Consider the following 2,629-nt stretch of genomic DNA (forward strand, 5'->3'; position numbering starts at 1 on the left):
TGGGCCTTGCGATCCGTGACCACTTTCTCCTCTGGAAGCGGCCATCCCTCTTTATGACCGAACGCCCACCGGTGCTGCATTAGGCCCCAATCTGTCAGGAGCTAAGCCTGCTCTCGCGCAGATCCCCACCAGCGCTCGCAGCATATCGTCGCGTGTCAGCGATGTTACGGAAGAACAACAAAAACTCGGAGGAACACGATGTCTTTTGCCATGCTCAACCGCCTGACCTCAGAATCGCCTCAACAGCCTCCAGGCACCTACTCGCCAGACATTCTGCCTTTGATGCAGTCGTTGCTGGCGGCTCTGGCTGACATTGATTTTGAGTACCAGAAGGACCGAGAGACAATCCTGATGAGCGCAATCGACGAGCCTTTCAAACAGAGGGCCATTGCCACACTTGCAAAGCGCCATCACGAGCGACGTGATTCCTTTCTGCAAGAGCTTGATAAGCTGGAGAGGCAATTCCAGAGGACGTTTGCATAGAGGTTGCGCTGTACGCGAGGTGCCACTCTGGAGGACGTTGGTGCAAAAATCGGCGAGGCGGCTGACGTTGTGATGGCCCAGCGGGTATAGAGGCAGTCCATGACTCTGAGGGCTGTATGCCGTACAAAGCCAACGAGAACCGCCGCCATAAGTTCGCAAGGGCCCGCGATAGAGTCACGAACTGGTCAGCCTATGATGCTGCATTGCGCCGCCGAGGAGATTTGACCATCTGGGTGACAGCCGAGGCGATTCAGGCATGGACGCCGACGTGCACGGGCCGGCGCGGCAGACCATCACGCTACGCCGAGGTCGCGATCGAGACTGGGCTGATGCTGCGCCTGGCTTTTACTCGACCGTGGCGTCAAACAGAGGGTCTGCTGGGCTCGATCATGCGCCTCCTCGGCTTGGACCTGCCGGTGCCCGATCACACCACCTTCTCGCGCCGCAGCGCTCACCTGAGCGGGGCAAAGGTGGTGAGCACAGCAAGCGGACCGGTGAACGTGGTGATCGACTCCACCGGGCTGAAGGTGTTCGGTGCCGGCGAATGGCAGCGCGAGCAGCATGGTGGAAAAGGGCGCCGAACCTGGCGCAAGCTCCACCTCGCCGTTGATCCCGACACCGGTGAGATCCTCGCCTCAGAGCTGACCACCACAGAAGACGGCGACGCCTCACAGGTTGGTCCCTTGCTGGATCAGATCTCAGGCCCGATCGCTTCGGTCACGGCTGATGGCGCATATGATGGCGAACCCGTCTACCGTACCATTGCCGAGCGGGATCCTGCTGCGGCTGTGATTATCCCACCGCGCTCAACGGCAGTGCCGAGCAACACGGCCGAGACGGCGTCCACCCAGCGGGACCAGCACCTCCAGATGATCCAAGAGCGTGGTCGGCTCGGCTGGCAGAAAGCAGTCAACTACGGCCGTCGGTCCTTGGGCGAGGTTGCGATGATGCGCTACAAGACCCTGATCGGTCGCAGCCTCCACGCCCGGACTCTGCTAACGCAAAAGACCGAAGCCGCGGCTGGCTGCAAGGTCATCAACGTCATGACCAGCTTCGGCATGCCGGTATCCCAGCGCATTGCCTGAACCCCAGCGCCAGAGGACGAACGCGGCCTTCATCTGAATTGCGCACCAAAGCCACGCGAAGGAACTCGCCAAGGCGCTTAGAGCCTTGGCGATTGAGACCGACAGGCTCACCAATGCGCTCATTGAGGCTGGCGTTGATACGCGCCCTTTTCACGTTGTGAGGAACAACGTCGCCTACTGTATCGGTCAAGCCGCATCGACACTGGCCGAGTATGAGAAGCGGAATGCGGAGGAAGTGTTGATCGAGCTGAGAGCAGAAGCCAAGACGCATCCGATGGATCTGGTAGCCGCCACCCTCGACAAGTTCTGAGGATCAAGGAATGAACCCGCAAGAGATCGAAGCCGCCGCCGAGGCGATTTGGAAAAAGATGAACCCAGACAACAAGGACTGGGCCGCGCAACCCGATGACATCAAGTTCCTGCCGCGCCTTTACGCCCACGCCGCTCTTGAGGCAGTAGCGAAGCGCCTCTCTGGATCAGAGAACGGGGAGAGGATCGGTCAGGAAAAGGACAATGATGAGCATCTCCTGGATGAACCATGAGTGATATTCTGGATGATCTACACGAAGCGGCCAAACAAGTGATCAACCACAGGGCGCTTGGCAAAGCGGTGGCAACGATCCTCAAGGCCTCGGAAGAGATCAAGAGGCTGCGCGACGAGAACGAACGGCTGACGAGGGAGCTTCAGGCAATCCAGTCCCGGGGAGCGGATCCAGATCCAATGAAGGGCTGATGGGGGCGGTCGTACCATGAGCATCTACTGGATGCGGACGAAGGACGTTTATCCTGACGGCGGCTATGACGACACCTTCTTCACCGCGTTCGACCCTGAGGTCCGGTTGTCGCTAGGCACTTTGGCATGAGATTCTGGGAGCGCGGAATCTCAAGTTACCTGCCTATGGCAGATGGTGTCAGGTATTCCCCTGCCCTGCTCTATTCTAGAGCAACGGCGGTTCAGACGAATCCATATCCGGCCGCGGTGAAGTAGTTGCGGCATTCCTCAGCCTCGACCCCATCGCAGATGTCGCCGATGGCCCGCCAGAGCGCGTCAAAGGTGCGGG

5 protein-coding genes are annotated in these 2,629 nt (G+C 59.5%); all 5 read left to right on the plus strand.

Features of this window, described 5'->3' with window-relative positions; translation table 11 throughout:
- Positions 1-198 precede the first annotated feature (198 nt).
- Positions 199-483, plus strand: coding sequence for a hypothetical protein (locus ACS5Q1_RS47485; RefSeq protein WP_473104720.1), 285 nt, complete (start codon positions 199-201; stop codon positions 481-483).
- Between the two features lie 116 nt (positions 484-599).
- Positions 600-1,568 (plus strand): IS5 family transposase, encoded by a 969-nt coding sequence (locus ACS5Q1_RS47490; protein WP_473104721.1) that lies wholly within the window; start codon positions 600-602, stop codon positions 1,566-1,568.
- 85 nt (positions 1,569-1,653) lie between these two features.
- On the plus strand, positions 1,654-1,878 hold the full coding sequence (locus tag ACS5Q1_RS47495; protein ID WP_473104722.1) for a hypothetical protein: 225 nt from the start codon (positions 1,654-1,656) through the stop codon (positions 1,876-1,878).
- A 10-nt stretch (positions 1,879-1,888) separates the two neighbouring features.
- Positions 1,889-2,110 carry a hypothetical protein gene (locus ACS5Q1_RS47500; RefSeq protein WP_473104723.1) on the plus strand — a complete coding sequence of 74 codons (222 nt, stop codon included), beginning with the start codon at positions 1,889-1,891 and terminating at the stop codon, positions 2,108-2,110.
- Positions 2,107-2,301, plus strand: a complete 195-nt coding sequence (locus ACS5Q1_RS47505) for a hypothetical protein (RefSeq protein ID WP_473103674.1) — start codon at positions 2,107-2,109, stop codon at positions 2,299-2,301. The genes ACS5Q1_RS47500 and ACS5Q1_RS47505 overlap by 4 nt, the downstream gene beginning before the upstream one ends.
- Positions 2,302-2,629 lie beyond the last annotated feature (328 nt).

The organism is Microvirga sp. GN3 (assembly GCF_055792825.1).

Excerpts from the sequence above, each read along its gene's own strand:
- ACS5Q1_RS47500 (WP_473104723.1), top strand. The coding sequence starts at position 1,889 with ATGAACCCGCAAGAGATCGAAGCCGCCGCCGAGGCGATTTGGAAAAAG.
- ACS5Q1_RS47490 (WP_473104721.1), top strand. The coding sequence starts at position 600 with ATGCCGTACAAAGCCAACGAGAACCGCCGCCATAAGTTCGCAAGGGCC.
- ACS5Q1_RS47485 (WP_473104720.1), top strand. The coding sequence starts at position 199 with ATGTCTTTTGCCATGCTCAACCGCCTGACCTCAGAATCGCCTCAACAG.
- ACS5Q1_RS47505 (WP_473103674.1), top strand. The coding sequence starts at position 2,107 with ATGAGTGATATTCTGGATGATCTACACGAAGCGGCCAAACAAGTGATC.